Origin of the sequence: Microvirga subterranea (genome assembly GCF_003350535.1) — a bacterium.
Classification (GTDB): domain Bacteria; phylum Pseudomonadota; class Alphaproteobacteria; order Rhizobiales; family Beijerinckiaceae; genus Microvirga; species Microvirga subterranea.
The window spans coordinates 270,549-291,976 of record NZ_QQBB01000003.1 but is presented as its reverse complement, the minus strand read 5'-3'; the positions used below and the strand labels follow the sequence as shown (position 1 = coordinate 291,976).

General features: G+C 63.2%; 18 protein-coding genes. 8 read left to right on the top strand and 10 right to left on the bottom strand.

Annotated elements, in window-relative coordinates; all coding sequences use genetic code 11:
* Positions 1–44 precede the first annotated feature (44 nt).
* The 6 genes from DES45_RS09480 (at position 45) to DES45_RS09455 (ending at position 7,107) form a co-directional block, all read left to right on the top strand.
* Complete coding sequence (locus tag DES45_RS09480) at positions 45–1,703, top strand: ABC transporter substrate-binding protein (protein WP_114769743.1); 1,659 nt, start codon at positions 45–47, stop codon at positions 1,701–1,703.
* Between the two features lie 83 nt (positions 1,704–1,786).
* Positions 1,787–2,722, top strand: a complete 936-nt coding sequence (locus tag DES45_RS09475; RefSeq protein WP_114769742.1) for an ABC transporter permease — start codon at positions 1,787–1,789, stop codon at positions 2,720–2,722.
* A gap of 9 nt (positions 2,723–2,731) precedes the next feature.
* Complete coding sequence (locus DES45_RS09470) at positions 2,732–3,553, top strand: ABC transporter permease (RefSeq protein ID WP_114769741.1); 822 nt, start codon at positions 2,732–2,734, stop codon at positions 3,551–3,553.
* Positions 3,550–4,530 (top strand): ABC transporter ATP-binding protein, encoded by a 981-nt coding sequence (locus tag DES45_RS09465; protein WP_114769740.1) that lies wholly within the window; start codon positions 3,550–3,552, stop codon positions 4,528–4,530. Before DES45_RS09470 ends, DES45_RS09465 begins: the two co-directional genes overlap by 4 nt.
* The gene (locus tag DES45_RS09460) at positions 4,523–5,539 is read left to right on the top strand and encodes an ABC transporter ATP-binding protein (protein ID WP_114769739.1); all 1,017 of its coding nucleotides are present in this window, start codon (positions 4,523–4,525) and stop codon (positions 5,537–5,539) included. The genes DES45_RS09465 and DES45_RS09460 overlap by 8 nt, the downstream gene beginning before the upstream one ends.
* A 47-nt stretch (positions 5,540–5,586) precedes the next feature.
* Positions 5,587–7,107: a L,D-transpeptidase family protein gene (locus DES45_RS09455; RefSeq protein ID WP_170151439.1), complete on the top strand. Its 1,521-nt coding sequence runs from the start codon at positions 5,587–5,589 to the stop codon at positions 7,105–7,107.
* Positions 7,108–7,137: 30 nt separating this feature from the next.
* On the opposite strand, the gene DES45_RS09450 is transcribed toward DES45_RS09455, so the two are convergent.
* Together DES45_RS09450 and rocF are read right to left on the bottom strand one after the other, a co-directional pair.
* On the bottom strand, positions 7,138–8,193 hold the full coding sequence (locus tag DES45_RS09450; protein WP_114769738.1) for an ornithine cyclodeaminase: 1,056 nt from the start codon (positions 8,191–8,193) through the stop codon (positions 7,138–7,140).
* A 3-nt stretch (positions 8,194–8,196) separates the two neighbouring features.
* A complete protein-coding gene (rocF, locus tag DES45_RS09445) occupies positions 8,197–9,147 on the bottom strand; it encodes an arginase (protein ID WP_114769737.1) in 951 nt (316 codons plus the stop codon).
* A 123-nt stretch (positions 9,148–9,270) separates the two neighbouring features.
* On the opposite strand from rocF, the gene DES45_RS09440 reads away from it, so the two are divergent.
* Positions 9,271–9,708 carry an Lrp/AsnC family transcriptional regulator gene (locus DES45_RS09440; protein WP_114769736.1) on the top strand — a complete coding sequence of 146 codons (438 nt, stop codon included), beginning with the start codon at positions 9,271–9,273 and terminating at the stop codon, positions 9,706–9,708.
* Between the two features lie 279 nt (positions 9,709–9,987).
* On the top strand, positions 9,988–12,828 hold the full coding sequence (locus DES45_RS09435) for a cytochrome P460 family protein (protein ID WP_245571643.1): 2,841 nt from the start codon (positions 9,988–9,990) through the stop codon (positions 12,826–12,828).
* A 140-nt stretch (positions 12,829–12,968) separates the two neighbouring features.
* Here the strand turns inward: DES45_RS09435 and DES45_RS09430 are convergent, their stop codons facing one another.
* The 8 genes from DES45_RS09430 to DES45_RS09395 all read right to left on the bottom strand — a co-directional run bounded on the left by DES45_RS09430 (position 12,969) and on the right by DES45_RS09395 (position 21,422).
* Positions 12,969–14,093, bottom strand: coding sequence for a DUF2778 domain-containing protein (locus DES45_RS09430; RefSeq protein WP_114769734.1), 1,125 nt, complete (start codon positions 14,091–14,093; stop codon positions 12,969–12,971).
* Positions 14,094–14,314: 221 nt separating this feature from the next.
* Positions 14,315–15,190, bottom strand: coding sequence for a class I SAM-dependent methyltransferase (locus DES45_RS09425; protein ID WP_114769733.1), 876 nt, complete (start codon positions 15,188–15,190; stop codon positions 14,315–14,317).
* Complete coding sequence (locus DES45_RS09420; protein WP_114769732.1) at positions 15,183–16,190, bottom strand: GNAT family N-acetyltransferase; 1,008 nt, start codon at positions 16,188–16,190, stop codon at positions 15,183–15,185. Before DES45_RS09420 ends, DES45_RS09425 begins: the two co-directional genes overlap by 8 nt.
* Positions 16,187–17,239: a glycosyltransferase gene (locus DES45_RS09415; RefSeq protein WP_114769731.1), complete on the bottom strand. Its 1,053-nt coding sequence runs from the start codon at positions 17,237–17,239 to the stop codon at positions 16,187–16,189. The genes DES45_RS09420 and DES45_RS09415 overlap by 4 nt, the downstream gene beginning before the upstream one ends.
* Positions 17,230–18,144, bottom strand: a complete 915-nt coding sequence (locus DES45_RS09410) for a PIG-L deacetylase family protein (protein WP_114769978.1) — start codon at positions 18,142–18,144, stop codon at positions 17,230–17,232. The genes DES45_RS09415 and DES45_RS09410 overlap by 10 nt, the downstream gene beginning before the upstream one ends.
* A 239-nt stretch (positions 18,145–18,383) precedes the next feature.
* On the bottom strand, positions 18,384–19,205 hold the full coding sequence (locus tag DES45_RS09405; protein ID WP_114769730.1) for an alpha/beta fold hydrolase: 822 nt from the start codon (positions 19,203–19,205) through the stop codon (positions 18,384–18,386).
* A gap of 163 nt (positions 19,206–19,368) precedes the next feature.
* A complete protein-coding gene (locus DES45_RS09400) occupies positions 19,369–21,000 on the bottom strand; it encodes an MFS transporter (RefSeq protein ID WP_114769729.1) in 1,632 nt (543 codons plus the stop codon).
* Positions 20,997–21,422: a DoxX family protein gene (locus DES45_RS09395; RefSeq protein WP_114769728.1), complete on the bottom strand. Its 426-nt coding sequence runs from the start codon at positions 21,420–21,422 to the stop codon at positions 20,997–20,999. The genes DES45_RS09400 and DES45_RS09395 overlap by 4 nt, the downstream gene beginning before the upstream one ends.
* Between the last annotated feature and the right edge of the window lie 6 nt (positions 21,423–21,428).

Below are 21,428 nucleotides of genomic sequence, written 5' to 3'. Positions count from 1 at the left end.
AAAAGAGGGACGCGCCTGGATCTATATCTGCACGTGCGACCGGAATGCTTGAGGCCGAGCGGTCCGGCGGAAGCCGGCGACGCTGCGAGGCTCGCTGTCATGGAGGATCAACAGTGTTGAAGAAGCTTATCGCAACAACCGCGCTTGCCCTGGTCATAGGTGGCGTTGCAGAAGCGCAGACGCCGCGTACGGGCGGCACAATCCGCTTCACAGCGCCATACGGCTCAAGCTTCGCAAATCTTGACATTCACACGTCGAACCGTGCCCAGGACGAGATCTGGGCGAAGGCGATCCACCGCGCCCTCTACAACTGGGATGCGAACGCCAACAAGCCGGTTCTCGAACTGGCCAAGGAGGTCAAGGTCTCCGGGGATGGCCTCGTCTATACGTACAAGCTGCGTGACGACGCATATTTCCACAACGGCCGGAAGATGACGGCCGACGACATCGTCTGGACCTTCACGCGCCTGATGGATGGCGCGAAGGCCTATCCCGGTGCGCGTTACGTGCGCATCATCAAGGGGGCGATTGATGTGGAGAAGGGTCAGGCCAAGGAGATTTCGGGCCTGAGGAAGATCGATGACCAGACCATCGAGATGACGCTAACCGAGAAGGTCGACCCGGGGTTCAATTTCTACCAAGCCATGACGTCGATCTATCCTGCGGACGAGGCGGCGAAGGAGAGCTTCGCGACCAAGCCCATCGGCCTCGGCCCCTACAAGTTCGTCGAATACGTGCCCGGATCCCGCCTCGTCGCCGAGCGCTGGGAGAAGTTCTACAAGCCGGGCCAGCCCTACGCCGACCGGGTGACCGTCTCGATCATGGGCGAAGCCTCCGCTCGCGACGTCGCCTTCCGCAACAAGGAAATCGACGCCTCGATCCTCGGTCCGACGCAGTACGTGGCCTACAAGGCCGATCCGGAGCTGTCGAAGGGGCTTCTCGAGGTCCCCGAGGTCTATACGCGCGTCATGGGCATGAACCCGAGCTTCAAGCCCTTCTCCGACAAGCGCGTCCGTCAGGCCATCAACTATGCCATCGACGCCGATCTCATCATCAAGAAGCTGGTGAAGGACAAGGCCTATCGCGCGACCAGCTGGCTTCCGATCTCGTCGCCTGCCTACGACAAGGACATGAAGCCCTACCCATACGATCCCGAGAAGGCGAAGAAGTTGCTCGCCGAGGCCGGATATCCGCAAGGGTTCGAGTTCGAGTGGACTGCGACCTCCAACGAGAGTTGGGGCATTCCCATCGTCGAAGCCGTGATCCCCATGCTCGAAAAGGTGGGCATCAAGGTCAAGATCAAGCCTGTGGAGGGGACCGTACTGTCCGAAGTCGCGCGTAGCGGCAATTATCAGGCGTTCATCTGGTCGAACACCTCCGGTCCGGACCCGCTTACGTCCCTCAAGTGCTTCCACTCGGCGACGCCGCAGACCGCGTGCAACTACACGCAGTTCAAGAACGCCGAATTCGACAAGCTGCTCGACGAAGCCGCAGCAACCGACGATCAGGCCAAGAGGATCGAAAACCTGAAGAAGGCGAATGGGATTCTCCGCGAGGAGGCCCCAATGTGGTGGTTCAACTACAACAAGGCCGTCATGGCGTATCAGCCTTGGCTGAAGGGGCTGCAGCCGAACGCCACTGAGCTCGCGATCCAGAACTATGAGGACATGTGGGTCGACGCTTCGTCGCCCGCTGCCAAGTAAGCTGCTCCCGGGCGAGAGCTCACTCCTGACCTGCAGTTCCTGACGCTCCCGGAATTCTCCCGGGGCGTCAGGCGGAGTTTTGAATGCTTTCTTTCATCGTGCGGCGTCTGCTGCAGACTTTGCCGATCATCTTGGCCGTGGCGGCTCTCATCTTCGTGATGTTCAGCGTCATTCCGGGCACCTTCGCATCGAGCATGAGCGATGATGGCCGCAGCGTGCTGGATGCGGAAGTCATGGCGCGCATGAACAAGGAATTCGGACTCGACGATCCGGTTTATGTCCGGTTCGGAAAGTACATTGCTCAACTCGCGACCTTCGATCTCGGTACGTCGTTTCGCACACGGCAGCCCGTCGCGAGCGTCATCGCAGACCGTCTCTGGCCGACTGCGCAGCTCTCGTTCGCCGCCATGCTATTTGCCATCGTGGTTGGCGTGCCTCTCGGCTTCATTGCGGCCTTGCGGCCAGGAAGCTGGATCGACACCATCTCGATGGTGAGCGCGGTGTCTGGCCTGTCTCTGCCGAAATTCTGGCTGGGCCTGATGCTGATGTACCTGTTCGCGCTGGTGCTCGGTTGGCTTCCCAGCTTCGGTTATGGCGGCGGCGACCCGCGCTACATCATCCTGCCGGCCATAGCCCTTGGAGTCGCACCCCTGGCGCTGCTGGCGCGAACGACCCGGGCTGCCGTGCTCGAGATCATGAATGCCGACTTCGTGCGCACGGCGCGATCGAAGGGCATGAGCGAGAGCAAGGTCGTTCGCTGGCACCTGACGCGTAATGCGCTCGTCATCATTCTCACGACGATCGGTCTTCAGTTCGGAACGGTCATCGGTCAGGCTGTGGTGGTCGAGAAGCTGTTCTCGTGGCCCGGTCTCGGATCGCTGCTCGTCGACAGCGTAACCTTGCGCGACATTCCCGTCGTGCAGGGCTCCATCCTCGTCATCGTCCTGCTGTTTCTTATCATCAACATGCTCGTCGATGTCCTTTGCGCGATCATCGATCCGCGCATCAAATACACCTGAGGCCATGGCATGAAGTTCAGAGCCAATCTTGTGATTGGTGGCATCCTCTTCGCCGGGGTGGTCATCGCAGGCATCTTCGCCCCCATGTTGGCGCATACCGACCCTGTCATGGACGCCAACCTCATGTATGCCGAGGAGCCGCCCGGCGGCGCATTCTGGTTCGGCACCGATGCCCAGGGGCGGGATATCTACAGCCGCGTCCTGTACGGGGCCCGGATCTCTCTCACCGTCGGCATCGTCTCGCAGCTCATCAACACCGTCATCGGGGTCTGCCTGGGCCTGTCCGCCGGCTATTGGGGCGGCTGGTGGGACGATTTCGTCAATGGTCTGACCAACATGATGCTGGCGATTCCGTCTCTGATCTTCGCCCTCGCGATCATGGCGATCCTCAATCCGGGCCTGACCAGCCTGCTGATCGCCCTGGGGCTCACCAACTGGTCCTTCACCTGCCGCCTCGCACGCGCATCGGCATTGTCCCTGAAGAGCCAGGGCTACGTACAGGCCGCCAAGGTCCTAGGCTACAGCGACATCCGCATCATGCTCACGCAGTTGCTCCCCAACATGCTCGGGCCGATCATCGTGATCGGGACGCTCGGCATGGGCGGAGCGGTCCTGGCGGAAGCGGCGCTGTCCTTCCTGGGCCTCGGCATCCGTCCCCCGTTCCCGAGCTGGGGCAGCATGCTTTCGGACGCGCGAGACCAGATCACGACAGCGCCTTGGATTTCCATTTTCCCAGGAGTCGCCATCTTCATCACGGTGCTGGGCCTGAACCTGCTCGGTGACGGCCTGCGGGACATCCTCGATCCTCAGGCGCGGACACGGCGCGCATGAGCCGGAAACCTCTTCTCGAAGTCGAGAATCTCAGGATCGATCTGTCGGTCGGCGATGCGAAATTTCCCGCCGTCCAGGACGTCTCCTTCACCATCGAGCGTGGGGAGACCTTCGGCCTCGTCGGTGAGTCTGGCTGCGGCAAGAGCATCACGTCGCTTGCCCTAATTGGTCTTCTCCGCCATCCGCTCAGCATCGGCGGCGGGACGATCCGATTTGACGGCAAGGAGATTCAGAACCTCTCGCAGAGCGAGATGCGCAAGCTCCGCGGCAACCGCATCTCGATGATCTTCCAGGAGCCGATGACCGCGCTCAATCCGCTTTCGCCGATCGGGCGGCAGATCGCGGAGATGTTCGTGCTGCACAAGGGCGTCTCCTGGACAGAGGCGAACAGGCTCGCCGTGGAGGCGCTGGCGAGCGTTCGCGTCCCGGCCCCCGAACGCCGGGTGAAGGACTATCCCCACCAACTCTCGGGCGGCATGCGCCAGAGGGTGATGATTGCGATAGCATTGGCCTGCGAGCCCGACCTTCTGCTCGCCGACGAGCCCACGACGGCTCTCGACGTCACGGTCCAGGCCGAGATCCTGGATCTGATCCGCGAACTCTCCGCCGCCCGCGGGACGGCCGTGCTCATGATCAGCCACGATCTCGGCCTGATCGCAAATATGTGCCGCCGCGTCGGTGTCATGTATGCGGGGCGCCTGGTGGAAGAGCGCATCGCCGATGAGGTGTTTCGGAACCCGAGCCATCCCTACACGAGCGGCCTCGTGGCTTCCCTTCCGCTGCTCGGCGCCCGTTCGAAGCACGGTCGGCAGCGGCTCAAGGAGATCGCCGGCGTCGTTCCGCCGGTGGCTGCCTTCCCGGCCGGGTGCCGTTTCAATCCTCGCTGCTATGCGGCCACCGAACTCTGCCGGGTCGAAGATCCTGGCGTGACGCCACTCGCCAACGGCGGCCTCGTCCGGTGCCATCATCATGAGTAACTTGTCCGACGATACGATCCTGAGGGTCGAGAACCTCGCCGTCCATTTTCCCGTGGGAGGCGGCTTCCTGGGCAAGCCGCGGCGGTATCTGCATGCGGTCGACGGGGTCGATCTGGAGCTGAAGCGCGGCGAGTGCCTTGGGCTCGTCGGCGAGTCGGGCTGCGGAAAGTCCACGCTGGCGCTCTCGATCCTCGGTCTGCAGCAGCCGACGCGCGGAAGGGTGGTCGTGGAGGGTAACGAGATCGGCCCGGGGTTCGACCGCATGGCGCGAGCCCGGATCACCCAGATGGTGTTCCAGGATCCATACTCGTCGCTCAATCCGCGTCAGACCGTTCGTAAGACCCTGGAGATGCCGCTGCGCGTCCATGGCGTCCGGTCCGCCAGCGAGATCGACGGTCGTATCGACGACATGCTCAGACGCGTGGGGCTCCGACCGGAAGCCGCCGAACGCTATCCGCATGAGTTCTCCGGTGGACAGCGGCAGCGCATCGGGATCGCCCGCGCGCTCATCCTCGACCCCAAGATCGTGATCCTCGATGAGCCGGTCTCGGCGCTCGACGTGTCCATTCGGGCGCAGATCATCAACTTGCTCCTGGAGCTGAAGGATACGCTCGGGCTGTCCTACATCATGATCAGCCACGACCTCGGCGTCGTCGAGCACATGAGCGACCGCGTTGCGGTCATGTATCTCGGCCGCATCGTCGAGACCGGTGACTGGCGGTCGATCTTCACCAATCCCCGCCATCCCTACACCCGTGCTCTGATCTCGGCGATTCCGGACCCATTCAAGCAAACCCGGGGCGACAAGATCACGGGGGAGATCCCGAACCCGCTCAATGTGCCGACGGGATGCGGCTTCAATCCACGCTGCCCCGAGGCGCGGGACATCTGTCGGATGCCGCCGGTGCCGGAGCTGGAGGCGGTAGGAGAGGGCCACTTCGCCCGTTGTCGCCGCATCCATGAAATCACCATCCCTGGCGACGCACTGGCCCCGACGGACTCGTTCTAACCAGCAGGACGCCAAGCTCTCAACGCCTTGTCAGAAGGTCTTCCGCAATGACCGCCGCTCCGAAGATCCTCGTTCGCGTTCCGCAGATGGATGGCCCCCGCCACCACGGCACGCTCAGCATCGGCGACTGGTCGACGCCATGCACGGTCGGAGCCGATGGATTGATCCAGGCATCCTTCAAGCGCGAAGGCGACAAGCGTACGCCGATCGGGGTTTTTCCCTTGCGCTATGGCTTCTTCGACTCCGTCGCGCTTCCAGACTTCCCGCGCGATCTGGCTTTTCCGTTCGTTCCCCTGACCGAGGACATGATCTGGGAGGAGGATGGCGCTGATTACAACCGGCTCGTTTTGGCCGGCCAGGGTGAGCGTCCGGACGAGAGACTGACCCGCCGGCGCGCGGAGGGGCTGTTCGACATCATCGTGCCGATCGGGTTCAACGACGCGGTCGCGGAGCTCGGACGCGGCAGCGCCATCTTCATCCATGCCGCCCGCGCCGACATGAGCGGCACTGCCGGATGCATCGGGGTTCCGCGGGATAGCATGGCTGAGTTCGTCAGCCGTCTGAGACCCGGCATGCTCATCGACATCGGATACGAGACCGCCGATGATCGCAAGCGGCTCGATCCGGAGACACCGCTCGAAACCGTTCGCTTCACTGGCCTCGCGCCAGGCCCCAAGCTGATCGTCGTCGGGGCTGTGCACGGCAACGAGACATGCGGACCGCAGGCCATCCTCCGCGCCATCGAGGACTGCCGATCGGGGCGTCTGTTGGTGCGCAGGGGAGAGGTGACGTTCCTGCCGGTCGCCAACATGAAGGCCTATCGGCAAGGTACGCGGGAAGGGGATCGCAACCTGAACCGGGACCTGCGCGACAAGACGATCCCTGAGGATTATGAGGATCGCGTCGGCAACCGTCTCTGCCCGCTCCTGCGGGACCACGACGTGCTGCTCGACATTCATTCTTTCCGCGGCGAGGGGGAAGCCTTCGTCTTCGCCGGTCCGCCCGACAACAAGGGGCCGGTCGAGCCGTTCCGCCATGCCGCAGCTGAAGGGGCGTTCGCCGCGCGCCTCGGCACCTCGATCGTCATTCACGGCTGGCTCGGAGCCTATAAGCGCTTCCTGGAGAAGCGCAGGGAGCTCGGGCATTCCAACATGGCGGCCTCAGAGGGTATTGGCACGACTGAATATATGCGCTTCTCCGGCGGCTACGGCGTGACTCTCGAGTGCGGATCGCATGAGGATCCGGAGGCGGTCGAGGTCGGCTATGCGGCGATCCTTCGCGCACTTGCCCATCTCGACATGATCGACGCGTCACCCCCGGACGTCACGGCCCGGACGGTCATCCGGGTTGCAGACGTTCTGGTCTGCGAGGCTGAAGGCGACAGGCTCGAAAGCCCCTGGCGGACAGGCGATAAGGTGGCACACGGGCAGGCTATCGCGCGTCGGGCCAATGGCGAGGTGCTCGAAGCACCTGCCGACGGGTTCATCATCTTCCCGAACCACGCGGCAAAGCCGGGCGATGGGCTATGTTACTTCGGTGTGGCGAGCGACCGCGCCCTTGCCGGATAAGGCAGCCGTCGGGCGCTCCGCTTTGTGATGTCAGGCCGCCGTCGGCGTGACGGCAGCCCGCAGCAGCATGCCGAAAAGATCGCGCGGTTCGTCCGGGTCGGCCAGGAGATCGAGCTCTTCGTAAAGGCCAGTCCGCTCGACCTGAGTCTTCACGTAGCGCAGCGCCGAGAAATCTTCGATCGCGAAACCGACGGAATCGAAGAGCGTGATCTGCCGGTCGCTGGTGCGCCCGGTCTCCATCCCGGCGATCACGCGCCACAGCTCCCGGACCGGGTAATCGGCGGAGAGCTGCTGGATCTCCCCCTCGATGCGGGTCTGCGGCGGATATTCCACGAAGATGTCGGAGCGCTTCAGAATGTCCGCGTGCAGCTCGGTCTTGCCCGGGCAGTCGCCGCCGACTGCGTTGATGTGAATGCCTGACCCCACCATGTTGTCCGTCAGGATCGTCGCGTTCTGCTTGTCGGCCGTGACGGTGGTCACGATCTCGGCCCCCTCCATCGCCTCCTCGATGGAGCCGCATACGGTGATGTCGAAGCCGTAGCCTGCAAGGTTGCGCACGCATTTCGTGCTCGCCGACCGGTCGATGTCATAGAGGCGCAGCCTGTCGACGCCGAGAAGCGCCTTGAATGCGACGGCTTGGAACTCCGCTTGGGCACCGTTGCCGATCATCGCCATGGTGCGCGCACGCTCGGGCGCAAGATGTTTGGCGGCGACGGCGGAGGTTGCCGCGGTGCGCAAGGCGGTAAGGATGGTCATCTCGGTCAGGAGCACGGGGTAGCCCGTACCCACATCCGCCAGCACTCCGAAGGCCGTCACCGTCTGGCGCCCTTCGCGGGTATTCTTCGGGTGGCCGTTCACATACTTGAAACCGTAGACCTCGCCGTCGCTGGTCGGCATGAGTTCGATCACGCCCTCCCGGCTATGGGATGCCACCCGCGGCGTCTTGTCGAAGAGTTCCCAACGGCGGAAGTCGTTTTCGATATAGTCTGCGAGCTCGATCAGGAAGCGCTCGACCCCGATGGAGAGGACGAGCTTCATCATGTGGTCGACGCTGACGAAAGGGACGACGTTGAGTTTCGTGTGCATGGCTTAAGGGGCCTTGGGAGTATGGCGGTAACTCTGGGTCGGGCGGTCGAGAACGCGCCGCCCCATCAGGCTTGAGGCGAGATCGACCATGAGCAGGGCTGTGCGACCGCGCTCGTCCAGAAATGGGTTGAGCTCGACGAGGTCGAGGCTTCTCACAAGGCCGCTGTCGTGCAGCATCTCCATGATCAGATGTGCCTCGCGGAATGTCGCTCCGCCCGGCACGCTCGTGCCGACGCCCGGTGCGATCCCGGGGTCCAGGAAATCCACGTCCAAGCTGACATGGAGAATGCCGTCGACCGCGGCAACGCGCTTCAGAAACCCATCCAGGAGGGGACCGACGCCATTCTCGTCGATGGATCGCATGTCATGAACGGTCACACCGGTGGTCGCCAAGGCCGTGCGCTCGGCGGGGTCGACGCTGCGGATGCCCATCATGCATACATTTTCCGGCTTCACCGGCACGTCCACATTTGGGAAGTAGCCGGAAAAGCCGTCCCGGCCCGTCGCATAGGCCATCGGAACGCCGTGCAGGTTGCCGCTCGTCGTCGTCTCCAGAGTATGGAAGTCTGGATGGGAGTCGAGCCAGAGCACGAAGAACTCGCGGCCTTCCGTGGCGGCACGGCGTGCCAGCCCGGTCATGGACCCGGCCGAGAGGCTATGGTCCCCGCCCATGAAGATCGGGATTCCCTCGCCACTGGCTCTATAGGCGGCCTCGGCGATTGCCTCGGTCCACGCGACGATCTCCGGCAATGCTCTGATGGCGCTGTTGGGATGGCTCAATTCCCGAGGAGGTGTGGGGACGATATTGCCGCGATCCTCGACGTTGTAGCCGAGGCCGCTCAATTCGGTGATGAGGCCGGCCGTACGGAAGGCGCTCGGGCCCATGTCGCATCCCATTCGGCCTGCGCCGTCCTGAACCGGTACTCCAAAAAGAATGCAGGGCTTCTGCATCATCCACCTCTCCACATTAGTATTGTGAAGCTAGAGGAGATAGCTGGCACATTGAACAGGGAAATTTGACAAACAGACCGGCATGTTTGAACATTTTGGCAAAGTGGCCTTTCCAATATGGCGACAATGGACGATTTCGATCAGCGTCTCATCACTCTCCTGCGCCATAACGGGCGGCGCAGCGTGTCGGATCTTGCACTTGAGCTCGGCGTATCCCGAGCAACGGTGCGCTCACGGATGGAACGTCTCGAGCGATCCGGAGATATCGTCGGATATACCGTGATCCTTCGGGCGGATGCCGTCTCCCTGCCTGTCAGGGGCATCATGTTGATCGAGGTCGAAGGGCGAGCCGGTGACAGGGTTGTGGATGCGCTGGCCGGTTTCCCTGAGGTCAGCGCCATCCATACGACCAATGGCCGATGGGACCTTGTGATCGAACTCGGCGCCACCAGCCTCACCGAATTCGATGGGATCCTGAGGCGCATTCGCTTGATCACCGGCGTCATCGCGTCCGAGACCAATCTGCTGCTCGCGACACCGCGCTCCGCACGTGCTCGATTGTGAGATGGCCTCTCCGGGTATCGACCGAACCGACATCGGGCTGAGGCACTGAGACTGCGTGCATAGTGCCGCTTCGGGCGTCGATGACGCACCTACGCCGTACTTGCCAAAGTCTCACAATTTGCGAAAGAAGTCCTGTTCTCCGAGTCCAGGTCTCTCATGCGCCGTACGTTGATTGCCGCTGCAGCCCTCTGCCAAATCCTGCTTGCTTCACCCGCGGCATATGCGTCGGAACAATGCCCGGCAGAGCAGGAAGTCGCTCAGCTGCCCTTAGATCTGGCTTTGTGCGCCAGCCTCGAGGATGAGGTTCGAAAGCCGAGCGGGCTCTCCCTGGACGTCTACCAGCAGAAGCTAGGGGCGTATCTGCGCGCTTACTGCCATCGGAACCCCGGATCGGGATGGGCTGTCGACAAGGCCATTCGCGATACGGGACCGTTCACCGCCGCGCTAAAGGACGGAAAGTGGGTCGGGACCTACCATGGAACCCATGCTCCGGTCGTCATCTGGTATTCGCCGGAGATGTATGCCTGGCTGAAAGTGAACAGGCCCGCGGACGAGCATCTCACACCCGCCAGCACGGCTCCGGTTCCGGATGGCGCCATCATGGTCAAGGAGATGTATCCGGCACCCGCCGCTGCCTGCCGAGGCATCGACGTCAGCCGGTTGCAACCGACGAGCGGCGCCGCCGTGATGGTTCGCGACAGCAAGGGATCCCATGACGGCTGGTTCTGGGGCTGGTTCGGCTGGGAGGGTTGGGAGCCGGATTGGCCGGCTCAGGCCGGCAACGGCTATCCCAACATGGGTTTCGGTCAATACTGCGTGAACTGCCACGCCTCAGCGAAGGATAACTCGACGTTTGCGGCCCTGCGCAACATCAAGGGTGAACCCGGAAAACCTTTGACGTTTCTCAGCCAGCACTGGTTCCAGGGCCGGACGACGCAGCAGGACGACAACTTCGCCGCACTGCTCAACCATCTGCGCGTCGTTCAGGAATCGGACGATCGAACGCCTCAGGGGGCAGCGGCCTTGCCCGCATACAATCCTCACTTCGTGAAGTTCTATGGACTGCCGTTTACGAGGCCTGACCAGACGTCTCCTCTGGCCATGCCGTCGCAGACCTACGACAACGTCTGGGCAAAGGCGGGTACACCCAAGGCGCTGCAGCCGTTTCTGACATCGGACCAGTGCATCGGATGCCATGATGCGGGATCGACAGGCCTCCAGTTCGATATGACCGAGCCCGGCCCCGGTGGGAAGCTCCTGAACCTGTCTCCGTATGGGACGTGGAGCACGTCGCCGATGGGGCTTGCCGGACGCGACCCGGTGTTCTTTGCTCAATTGTCCAGCGAGACAGAGACGTTTCACCCTGAATCGTCCAAGCTCGTGGAGGACACCTGCCTTGGGTGCCACGGCGTGATGGGCCAGCGGCAATTCAAGATCGACCAGAAGGCAGCGGGGAACGGCTGCGAACTCTTCTCGCGGAGCGCGCTCAACGCCACGCCGTTTCCGGCAGGGCCTCATGCCAAGAACGCGACATACGGCGCGCTCGGCCGGGACGGGGTGTCCTGCACCACGTGCCACACGATGGCCCTGACTGAAGCAGAGCGGGCGAAGGCGGTACAGGAGGAGCAGAACAGCTGCGTCGCCGAGCGGCAGGCGCTGCTCAATCCCGCCAATAAGGGCTTTGCGAAAACCTTTACGGGAAGCTTTCTCACGGGCGCACCCGACAGGATTATCGGACCGTTCATGGATCCGAAGGCGAAGCCGATGGAAAACGCTCTCGGCCTAACGCCCACCCACAATGCCCATATCCAGTCTGCGGAAGTCTGCGGAAGCTGCCACACGGTCCATCTTCCCGTGCTGAACAAGGGCAAGGTGATCGGCCACACCTACGAGCAGACCACCTACGCCGAATGGGCGTTCAGCGATTATCGGACCGGCCGCACACCCGATGGACCGCTGCCAGCGGGGCAGGGCGCGGCGGTGGAAACCTGCCAGGGCTGCCACATGCCGAGCAAGGATGCCGAGGGCCGTCCTATCCGGAGCAAGATCGCGAGCATTCAGGAGCACAGCAATTTTCCGGAAGCCGATCATACCCTCGATCCGGAGGACATCGACCTCGAGGTTCGGGAAGGGTTCGCGAGCCACGTGCTGGTAGGGCTGAACACCTTCCTCATCAAGATGGCCCAGCAGTTTCCGGACATCATGGGCATTCGAACGCAGGACCCGATGCTCACCCGGAAGGGGCTCGACCCGCTTCTCTACACCGAGCAGGCAATCGCGCATCAGGCGGAGGCGAAGACGGCCGACATTCAAATCAATAGCCTCACGGTGACCGAAGGCGGACTTGAAGCCGATGTGCGCGTGACCAACAAGGCGGGGCACAAGTTCCCGTCCGGTGTCGGCTTCCGCCGCGCCTTCGTCGAGTTCCAGGTCGTCGATCGGGACGGCAGGATGCTTTGGTCCTCCGGTCGGACCAACGCCATGGGCGTGATCGTCGACGAGAAGGGACGGCCGATCGATGGAGAGGTGTGGTGGAATGAGGACTGCTCGGCGCGGGTCAATCCGCTCTCCCATCAGCCTCATCATCAGGTCGTCACCCGGCAAAATCAGGCTCAGATTTACCAGGAGCTCGTGTCCTCGCCGCCGGCGAACGGCCCGGCGCAATGCGGGCTGGGATCCAAGCCGTCAGGCCAGCTGACCACCAGTTTCCTGTCGATCTGCTCGAACGTGAAGGACAATCGCCTGCTTCCCAAAGGCTTCCTCAAGCGGGACGATCGCGTCGCCGTCGCGCAGGCGCTCGGCGCTGGTCCCGAACTCGCCGACGAGTCCGGCCCCGCCCAGGTCGGAGACGATCCCGACTACCAAGATGGCGGTGGCGACACGGTGCGCTACCGGATCGACCTATCGCAGATCGACGGCGCTCCTGCGGCCGTCCAGGCGACCCTCTACTACCAGGCAACTCCGCCGTTCTACCTCCAGGATCGCTTCTGCACGTCGAAAAGCAACGACACGAAGCGGCTGTACTTCATGACGGGTCATCTGGATCTCAAGGGATCCCGAGCCGAGGACTGGAAGCTCCGAACGGTCAGCACGGGACGTGTGGCGATACCTCAACCGTAAGGGCGCCCCACGTCTCGTAAATCAGACGCACGGGAGGGGTGTCCCGCCAGACGGTACTGATGTGGTCCGTTTCAGGGCGCTACCAGCCTTGTACGATGCGCTCAGCCCGGCTTGGATCGAGATTCGACTAACTGCTTTCCTTAGGACCTGTGGGGCATGCTGCTGCCATCATTGACCATGCGAGGCAAAAAATCCTGCTTGCGGCCAGCAACCACCACCATGCGTTTCACGTCGCCTCGTAAGAAGGCCTGAAGGAACCGGTCGTAGTTCTTGAAGGAGACGCAGCCGTTTGAATCCCCATTGGGTCCAAGCATGTAGGTATGGGCCAGCAATCCGTCACGACCATGGATGGCTGCGCTGCCGCCGACCGGATTGAGGCGGATGGCGCGCACGCCGTGGAAGAGATGCTCCCGTTCGGTGAGGGTATAGGTGCCAGGTGGCGTCGCGCCGCGCATCCGCACGTGCACATAGCGTGGATCATCGAGCATGCCGCCCAGGCCTGAATGGGCCTCCAGCCGTTCGCCGTTCGGCATGTAGACGACCTGAGCGCTGATGTCGTAGACGGCCGTTGCGGAATCTGCCGACGGGATCGAGCCGAGCCCGGAGCGGGCACCCGGCGCCGGAATGCCAGGGCTCTCCAAGGCAGCGTAGCTCAGGGCCGAAGGTGGCGGCGTTGTGCGCTGAATTCCGAAGAGCTTCTCGATGAAGGAGCGGTCGTCCGCCGGTGTGATCGCCGCAACTGTTCTCGTCACCGGCTTCATCGCTGGTGCGGCTGCCGTCCTCGGAACTTCTGCCGACTTCACGGCCCGGAACTCCGGCGGGCGCGGTACCGGCAGCGGCACCAGCTGCGCGACCTCGGCGGCCTTCACCGTCTGCGGAGGCTGTGGTGGCGCATCGGGCTCCGGCTGTGGTGAGACAACGGGTGGCTCAGCTTTCGCTTCCAGCTGCCTCGGCGATGACTTGAACGCTGTCGCAGGCAGGACATGGCTCACCGGGGAGAATGTGCTCGGCTGTACGACCGGTGACGGGTCGACCATCGACCTGTCGTAGGTCACGGCCGGTGTGATCCCCGCGACCTGCTGCATCTGCGCCCGGTCCGATGAGACGCTTGCCGAAACAAGGGGCGGCCCGTCGCTACGGTCTATGCCGCCGACAAAGAACAGGGCCGGGCTCAGCGACGCGGCTGCCAGTGCAGCCGTGAGAATAAGATTGCGCCGGCCTGGGCGCTTGGCGCGACGGCCGGACGATACGCGATTCTGCACCATGAGAAACTCGACGCAACACTCGCCCACGCACGCTGTAGCCCGGCCGGTTCAGGAAATCGGGAGCTGACACCGGCAACCGGGAAAGCCGTGCGTAACGGACATTTTCACTGCGTCCGATTAAAGCAGCAGCTTGGTTAATTTCAGGATAAAGGCCGGGGAGGATCATCGTTTCGACGTTCGTGAGGCGGACCCAAGGCCTCGCCCAGTACGCCGCCGTCTTTTCAGCCCTTCACGAGATGAAAGGCCGGAGCATCCCAGAGGCGGCAGAGCCGTTCATTCGCACGCCGAACGGTCAATCCCGATGCAGCGCCGAACCGTGCGAGATCGGCGAGATCCTCCGTCGGGTCGTCTCTGTAGGACAAGTTGAAAATGACGAGGTCGCCTTGAGGCCGGAGCACGCGCGCTGCTTCGGCCACGTGCCGAGCGGCCAGATCACCACCCGAGAGAACGAGGTATGGGAACGTATCCACGAAAAGCACAAGGTCCACGCTTGCATCTTCGACCATGACCAAGTCTCGCCCGGAGCCGAGGATGAAGGACACGTTGAACAGTTCTGCGCAGCGTTGCCGTGCCTGCTCGATCATGGCCGGTGCGATGTCGACACCGACGATCGACCCGACCCGTCCCGCGAGCACCGAATCGAGCCGACCAATACCGCACCCGACGTCGAGAACCGCCCGTCCTGGACCCAGCACGTTCCAACGGTCGAGCACGCCGACAAGCTCGTCGGTGACCTTTGTGAGGAGCTCCGGGCTGCCAAGGGAGTAAAGAGCAACGCTGCCCTCAGGCGAAACCTGGACGGCGTTGTCGAAGAGGCGCGCCCAATGTTCGACCGGGTCGTCAGACGGAGTCTCGTGCCGTACGGCCGCGCCGATCGCATGAATTGTGCTCCATGCACTCGGGTGCTTCGCGACGAGGCGCGCAACGTTCCTGATGCGTGGGTTGGCGCCCAATTCCACGTCGGCGCGGGCAAGGGCTGCCTCTGCGCTTCCGAGGCTTTTCGCCTCCATGAGGAGGCGCATGGCGGCAACTGGCGGGGGCAGGGTGCCGGTCGCACATTCTGCGAGAATCGAATCCAACCGCTCCTCATCACGCATGGACGGCCTCCCGCGTCAGGGTGCGGCGGAGCGACCATCGGTCGATTGCACCCCATTCGTACTTGTACGGCTCTCTTCCGCGCAGGAAATGCAATTCGCTGCAGCCCTCGGCTATTGCAGCCTCGATCGCTTGTCCCATCAGGATCGTGCCGGGACTCTCGAACGCGAACTCCGGGTCGAAACCCCCGAGATAAGCAAATGCCTTATCACGATGGCTGAAGCCGTAATAGGCGCCGGCGATCCGTCCTTCGAGCGACATGAGCAACATCCGGGCGAGCCCGGCGCGAGCAAGCGCAGGGGCTGCGGCTTCATGAAAGCTTCGGACGCAATGCTCCGCCAGCACCCCGGTCTCTCCCTGCTGTTGCCAGCGTGCCCCGTGAAGTCGAAAGAGCTCGTCAAGGAAAGTCCTGGTCCCAGAAGGGTCGACGGCCGAGATCGAAAAGCCTTTCCGGCGGGCAGCGCGGTTGCGTGCCATGCGAAGCTTCCTCAACTTGCGCGCGGGCACGCACTCTCCCAGATGCTCGACCACGTCGGGCAGCACCAGGACAGGGCAGGCGCTCTGACGCATCGTCTTGTCATTGACGTTCGCTATCGGGAAACGTGAGAGGAGCGCCGAGCCCGGGGCAAGTTCCTCGAAACTGCAGCTGTCCCAGACGATGTCGGCCTGAATGGTCTCCAGGATAGCCTCGGCGGCGCCGGGATGGGCAGGGTCGACAGGAGCGTCGAGATAATCGCTGAGAGAGATCCCAACCGGCAGGAGCCTCAGTCCCCATCGCCCGTCCTCAAGGTAGAGCGGCGCCAGAGCCACAAGGCGCTCGCGATCATGAATCGCCACTGCTCTGAGGGTGCCGGGATGAAAAACCCGCCACCAGGACAGGACCCATGCCGGGGACTGGAACGGCGTTGCGCTTGGCGTGCGGCGCCACAAGTCCCACCAGGCTGGCTCGAGCCGGAGGAGGTCATCATCATCGTGGATGACGCTGCTTGCGTATGCCGTCATGCCCTGTCCCCACCAGATCGTCCGCAGAGCCGGTGATAGATCTCGAGATAACGTGCGCTCATGATGTCCTCGGAGAAATGGTCCCGGGCCGCCTGGCAACAAACCGCCGGATCGATCATGCCTACATGCTGTATTGCGGACGCCATGTCGTCCACATCGGACACCAGGAATCCGGTCCGACCATGTTCGATCGCTTCGGGGAGAGCTCCCCGGTCGAACGCGATCACAGGTGTTCCGCATGCCAGAGCCTCGCGTGCCACGAGCGAACTCGTCTCAGGAACGAGGCTTGTCAGAAGGAGGCAGCGGGCTGCCGTGAGCAGAAGCGTCTTCCGCAGGAAGTCTGCCGGCCCGATATAGCGGCGTTGCTCGTCGAGACGCGGCAGAATTTGCTCTTCGAGATAGGTTTGGTGGCGCTCGTATGGGAAAACTTCGCCCGCAATGACGAGCGGGACACCTGCCATCCTGGATGCTTCGATGGCCAGATGCTGACCTTTCTCCGGGCAGATCCTGCCGAGGGACAGGAGGAACTCCTGCTTGGGGCAGGAGGCCTGAAGTGCGTCGACCGGCACGCCGTTTTCGATCGGACCCAATAGGGTCCGGCTCTTTGGGCAGTGCAGATGTTGGTCGTGCGAGACCGTGTTGAACCAAGTGTCTGGACGGGACGGAAACAGCGCCTGCCGAGGATACCAATTGGGGGGCATGTGAAGCGTGATCAGGGTTGGCGGCCCCGGCGGCGGCAAGTAGGCGTGAAAGTCGATCCCGTGCATATGAATGAGATCGACCGGGCAGCGGGCGAGGGTCTCCTGAATGGCAGCCCGCTGTCGGCGATGCATCTCCCTTTGCTTGTCGGCATCCAACTGTCCGGCCGGAACGGGTAGTCCGATCAACTTCCCGGAAATATGGGAATCCTCGCGCGCGATCACGACGGAGCGATGACCGCCGGCGACCAGCGCATGATCGAGAGCAGCCAGGATCTGTTCCGCACCGCCTGCGGTATTGCGGCTCACCGGTGCCATGGAATAGGCCACGCTGAGGACCGTCAGGGGCACGGCTCTTCCTCCTGGCCCAGGATGTTTAACGCCGTCCGGATCGCGTCGAGCCATCTTGCCCCCGTCATGCCCCAGTTCTGGTCCTCATAGAGAAGCAGTCCACTATTGGGCAGCCGGGTGAAATCGTAGGACGGGGAGCAACGGAAGCGCTCGACCTGGATGGGGAACAGGGAGAGCACGGCTGCCTGCGACGAATGAGCCGCGAGCATCGCCCTCTTGAGACGTTGCTCGTGAGATCGAAGCTCGATCACTGTCTCGGACGAGCGTGCATCGTCGAAACGCTGCACGCGCCAGCCGTTCCGACCGAGCGTGTAGTAGGGCATCTCGATCAGACACGGGGGCTCAAGTCCTCTCGCTCTTAGGATCCCACACGCAAGATGGACTGCGGCGGCGCAGGCGTCATGGTCGGGGTGGCCGCCTTCGAATGCGTGGGTGAGGACGTGCCTGATCGACCGTTCGTGAAACAGCACCGTGAGCCGCCGCGCAATCTCTGCGATTCGGTCCGTTGCTTCCTGATCGGGGATGTCAAAGGACACAAGCGCATCGGCTGGCACGCGGGCGAGAGCCATCGCGGTGACGAGTTCTTGTCGGCGGGCATCGGCATAGTCCCGCCATGATGCGTATCCCCGATCCGCGACGTCATGGCCGGAACGTGGAGCACCATCCGTCACATGCACGATGGTGATCCCATCGAGCCTCGGAAGCTGCGCACCGAGACCGATCGTCTCGTCATCCGGGTGTGCGACCACGACGGCGACGCGAGACGCTTCGAGTTGACCGCATTCGGGATCCGACAGATCGCGGAGGAAGGAGGCGCAGGGATCGGGATTTGTGGCCTTTGGAGGGCAACCCGGCACATTGGGCTGAACGATCCGGCTCGCGATCGGCTCCTCTCCGCTCGGCATCTTGAGGGGCGCAGCTTCGTCAGGCCTGCCGTCGATGTTTCGAACGCCTCTGAGAGGGGCTTCGCTAAGGACCTCCGGGGCGTTGTCATTCAAACTGGCCATAGCGGCCATCAACGGAAGCTGCTGCAGGTTTGTTCCAGCCGGAGCTTGCGGCCTTGGGCCACGGGCGCCGCGACGGACCGGTGAAAGGCCGGCCCGTCGCAGAGCGTCCGCTCAGGAACCCGCGCTCCGGCTAGTGCTTAAGCTCGGATGAACGCCAGCACGTCCGCATTGAATTTATCCCCTTCGACCTGTGCGAGGCCATGCGCGCCACCGGGATAGACCTTGAGCTCGGCACCCTTGACGATCTTGGCGGTTTTCTCGGCCGATGCCTTGATCGGCACGATCTGGTCGTCGTCGCCATGGATGACGAGGGTTGGCTTGTCGATCCTCTGGAGATCAGCGGTGTAGTCGACTTCCGAGAATTCCCGCACGCAGTCGTACTCTCCCTTGACACCGCCCATCATGCCCTGGAGCCAGAACGACTCGCGCAGGCCTTCGTTGACCTTGGCGCTGTCGCGATTGAAGCCATAGAACGGCATGGTCAGATCCTTAAAGAACTGCGAGCGATCGGCGGCGGTGTTCTTGCGGATGCCGTCGAACACCTCCATCGGAGTTCCCTCCGGATTGGCTTCCGTCTTGAGCATCAGGGGCGGCACCGCGCCGACCAGGACCACCTTCGCGACCCGATCGGTGCCGTGGCGGCCGATATAGTGCGCGACTTCGCCGCCGCCCGTGGAGTGGCCGATCATGACGATGTTGCGAAGGTCGAGCTTCTCGATCAGTTCGGCGAGATCGTCAGCGTACTGATCCATATTGTTGCCGTTCCAGGTCTGGTCGGACCGTCCGTGGCTGCGCCGGTCATGGGCGACGACGCGATAGCCCCGCTGACCGAAGAACAGCATCTGGTAGTCCCAGGCATCCGCCGTCAACGGCCATCCGTGCGAGAACAGGATCGGCTGTCCCGTTCCCCAGTCCTTGTAGAAGATCCTCGTCCCGTCTTTCGTCGTAATCATGCCCATCGGGGCTTCTCCTCTTGCTCGAGTCAGTGTCGTGGCCGCGTGGGACGGCCTGGGGAAGACTGACGAGGCTGCCAGAGCCGTCGTCGCCAGTAACGTGTCGCGGCGCGTCGAAAACATGGCAAATGTCGGCAACGGCGCCATCATCATGGCCCCGTTGCGGACTTCAATGACGCTTCCGGCGAGGTCGCTCGACTGCGAGAAAGTGCTGGACCGTGGGAGGCTCCGTACCTTGATGGTATCGGCGCGCCTCGGCTTGGATATCCGCATCCGCCTTCGATACCCGCTTGTGCTGTCGCAGATGCTCGGCCCAGGACTCGACGAAGAACCATTCGACGACATGCTCCGGATCTGCCGCGTTTTCGGATATGCCCCACGCATAGGCACCATCCCGCCAACGCTCCTCCGAAAGCCGCTCGAGAGCTGCGAGAAAGGTAGGTCGATCGGCTTGTGGAACCCGGTAGGTCACCATCACCATCACGGGGCCGCGATCGTGCGCGACGGGTTCGGCCATGGCAGGCTCGGGCCAGTGCAGCGACGGCGTCAGATCGCCCTCTCCGCCAGGCAGCGGAGCCCGGTGAGCCACCAAGGCGACGAGGACGAGACCGATGCCGGACAGGATCAGCGTGGCGTCCGTCCCAATCTCTTGGGCGAGAAAACCCCATCCAAGGCTGCCGGCCGCCATCGCTCCGTTGAACGCTGTGAGGTAGATCGCCAGTCCGCGTCCCCGGATCCAGTTGGGCAGGATCGCCTGCATGGTGCTGTTGAGGGTGGTCAGCATCGCGATCCAGGCGATGCCGAGCACGAAGGTTGCGGCAATCGCCACGATTTCCGAGTTCGTCAGGGCGAGCAGGGTTGTCGCACCGGCGGTCACGAGTGACATCAGGAGAACGAGCCGATCCTGCCCGAGCCGGGTACGGAGCCGAGGCAGCACGACGGCACCCGAGATTGCACCTGCCCCGACGCTGCCGAGCATCAGGCCGTAGAACCCCGGCCCTCCACCGATCTCCTGCCGCGCTACGATCGGAAGGAGCGCCCAGACGGCGCTGGCGAACGCGAAGAAGAGGACGGCTCGCCAGATAATGCGGTGGAGGTCACGACTGGCACGTGCGTAGCGAAGGCCTGCCCGCAGCGCTCCTCCAAACCGTTCGCGCAGGCCGTCGTCCGCATCGGGTTCACGCCGCCACCACAGCAGGGCGACGGTGACCACGACGTAGCTCAGCACGTCGAGCCCATAGACGGCCGCGGCGCCGAGGGCCGCGAGGAGGAAGCCACCCAAAGCCGGGCCGATCGACCGCGCGATGTTGATGCCGAGCGAGTTGAGCGCCACAGCCCCCTTGAGGTCGGACCGGGGGACGAGTTCCGGCGTGATTGCCTGCCAAGCCGGCGTTGCAAGCGCGGCACCAACCCCCCCGAGGAAGGTCAGCAGGACCAGGCCCTCCACAGTGACGGAGCCCGTCAGTGCCAGAAAAGCCAGGAGGGAACTGACGGTTCCGAGGCCGATCTGAATGAGGACCAAAAAGCGGCGGCGGTCGAGGATGTCCGACAGAACCCCTGCTGGAATCGCCAGGAGAAAGATCGGCAGAGTTCCAGCTGTCTGGATCAGGGCAACGGACGCAGGCGAGGCGGAGATCTCCGTCACCAGCCAGGAGGACGCCACGTCGCGCATGAAGGTGCCGATGTTGCCGAGCACCGTCGCCATCCAGATAACTGCGAAGAGGCTGTGGTGCAGCGGCGCAAAAGTGCCGGGCGAGGGAGAGGCCGCCCCTTCGGTGACAGTGTTCTGGGCTCTGGTCATGACTCCTCACTTCGGCCGTTGACGAACAGGGCCGCGAGGGCCAGTCCGCCCACGAGCGCGACATGCTCGAAGAAGGTAGCTGCCTGGCGGGCGCGATCGGCAGCGTCGAACGTCCAGAAGGGGTGGGCGAGAAGAGTGGCGAATGCCGTGAAGACCGCGAGGGTGCCTGCGCCGAGCCAGCAATAGCGTCGCGTGAGGAACAGAATGGATCCGCCGAGCTGGATGAGGATGACGGCGACAGCGGTCGGCGCCGCCGGCCGAAGTCCGAGGGCTGCGACCTCGTTCATAGCCTCACCGAAGTCGACGAGCTTCATGACTGCGCTGATCAGGAACGGCGAGGCCAGCGCAAGGCGCGCTGCCATATGGAGGCGGGGCAGAGCGAGAATATCGGCGATGGGGCGGGGAGCGGCGAGGTTGGTCATGGCTCT

Excerpts from the sequence above, each read along its gene's own strand:
- DES45_RS09480 (WP_114769743.1), top strand. The coding sequence starts at position 45 with ATGCTTGAGGCCGAGCGGTCCGGCGGAAGCCGGCGACGCTGCGAGGCT.
- DES45_RS09475 (WP_114769742.1), top strand. The coding sequence starts at position 1,787 with ATGCTTTCTTTCATCGTGCGGCGTCTGCTGCAGACTTTGCCGATCATC.
- DES45_RS09470 (WP_114769741.1), top strand. The coding sequence starts at position 2,732 with ATGAAGTTCAGAGCCAATCTTGTGATTGGTGGCATCCTCTTCGCCGGG.
- DES45_RS09465 (WP_114769740.1), top strand. The coding sequence starts at position 3,550 with ATGAGCCGGAAACCTCTTCTCGAAGTCGAGAATCTCAGGATCGATCTG.
- DES45_RS09460 (WP_114769739.1), top strand. The coding sequence starts at position 4,523 with ATGAGTAACTTGTCCGACGATACGATCCTGAGGGTCGAGAACCTCGCC.
- DES45_RS09455 (WP_170151439.1), top strand. The coding sequence starts at position 5,587 with ATGACCGCCGCTCCGAAGATCCTCGTTCGCGTTCCGCAGATGGATGGC.
- DES45_RS09450 (WP_114769738.1), bottom strand. The coding sequence starts at position 8,193 with ATGCACACGAAACTCAACGTCGTCCCTTTCGTCAGCGTCGACCACATG.
- rocF (WP_114769737.1), bottom strand. The coding sequence starts at position 9,147 with ATGATGCAGAAGCCCTGCATTCTTTTTGGAGTACCGGTTCAGGACGGC.
- DES45_RS09440 (WP_114769736.1), top strand. The coding sequence starts at position 9,271 with ATGGACGATTTCGATCAGCGTCTCATCACTCTCCTGCGCCATAACGGG.
- DES45_RS09430 (WP_114769734.1), bottom strand. The coding sequence starts at position 14,093 with ATGGTGCAGAATCGCGTATCGTCCGGCCGTCGCGCCAAGCGCCCAGGC.
- DES45_RS09425 (WP_114769733.1), bottom strand. The coding sequence starts at position 15,190 with ATGCGTGATGAGGAGCGGTTGGATTCGATTCTCGCAGAATGTGCGACC.
- DES45_RS09420 (WP_114769732.1), bottom strand. The coding sequence starts at position 16,190 with ATGACGGCATACGCAAGCAGCGTCATCCACGATGATGATGACCTCCTC.
- DES45_RS09410 (WP_114769978.1), bottom strand. The coding sequence starts at position 18,144 with ATGCCGAGCGGAGAGGAGCCGATCGCGAGCCGGATCGTTCAGCCCAAT.
- DES45_RS09405 (WP_114769730.1), bottom strand. The coding sequence starts at position 19,205 with ATGGGCATGATTACGACGAAAGACGGGACGAGGATCTTCTACAAGGAC.
- DES45_RS09400 (WP_114769729.1), bottom strand. The coding sequence starts at position 21,000 with ATGACCAGAGCCCAGAACACTGTCACCGAAGGGGCGGCCTCTCCCTCG.
- DES45_RS09395 (WP_114769728.1), bottom strand. The coding sequence starts at position 21,422 with ATGACCAACCTCGCCGCTCCCCGCCCCATCGCCGATATTCTCGCTCTG.